The organism is Nonomuraea sp. KM90 (assembly GCF_052246675.1).
Classification (GTDB): Bacteria; Actinomycetota; Actinomycetes; order Streptosporangiales; family Streptosporangiaceae; genus Nonomuraea.
On record NZ_JBQQCB010000387.1, the window covers coordinates 1 to 853 of the forward strand.

1 protein-coding gene is annotated in these 853 nt (G+C 69.4%); it reads right to left on the reverse strand.

Annotated features, from left to right (window positions below; translation table 11 throughout):
* Nucleotides 1-849, reverse strand: an 849-nt coding sequence (locus ACTWPW_RS64380) for a serine hydrolase domain-containing protein (RefSeq protein WP_443175068.1), incomplete at its 3' end; no start/stop codon positions are given.
* Nucleotides 850-853: the final 4 nt, after the last annotated feature.

Below are 853 nucleotides of genomic sequence, written 5' to 3' on the forward strand. Positions count from 1 at the left end.
CTCCTGCACGAACACGCCCAGGCCGTAGCCGGCCTTGGCCTCCGGGGTGCACATCTCGGCCAGCAGCTCGCTGGGCAGGAGCTTGCCGCCGACCAGCGCGGTGATGAAGGTGTGCAGGTCGCGGGTGGTGGAGATCATGTCGCCGCCGCTGGAGATCCAGGACGGGTTGTGCCGGGTGACGTCGATCGTGTGCTGCTCGCCGTCTTCGTCGTAGCGGTAGTAGGCGTGCGCGTGCGGCTCGGGGATGTCGGTCTGGGTGGTCGGCTGGACGGTGCCGGTCAGGCCGAGCGGTTCGAGGATGAGCCGGTGCATCTCCTCGGCGACCGGGCGGCCGGTGACCTTCTCGATCAGCAGCCGGGCCAGCACGTAGTTGGTGTTGGCGTAGCTCCAGTCGGTGCCCGGCTCGAAGCGGGCGGGCTTGGACAGGGCCAGGCATACCAGCTCTTCGGGCTGGTAGGTGTGGAAGCGGTTGTCCACCCACTCCTTGCCCGCGGGGGTGGCGGGGATGCCGGGCACGAACGTGCCGTCGGGGTCGAAATCGCCGGTGAAGTTGAACACGCCGCTGGTGTGCTGCAGCAGCATCCGCACCGTGATCCGCCGGTCCAGCCCGAACTCGGGCAGGTAGTCGTCCACCGGGGTGTCCAGCCCGATCTGGCCCTCGGCCACCAGCTGAAGCACCACGGTGGCGGTGAAGGTCTTGGTGTTGCTGCCGATCCGCACGTGCCCGTCGACCGGCGGCGCTTCGGTCCCGCCGAGCTCGGCCACGCCCGCGCTGCCGGTCCACTCGCCCCGCTCGTCGTTCACGCGGAGCGTCACCCCGACGAAGCCGGAATCGACCATCTCCTGGATGACC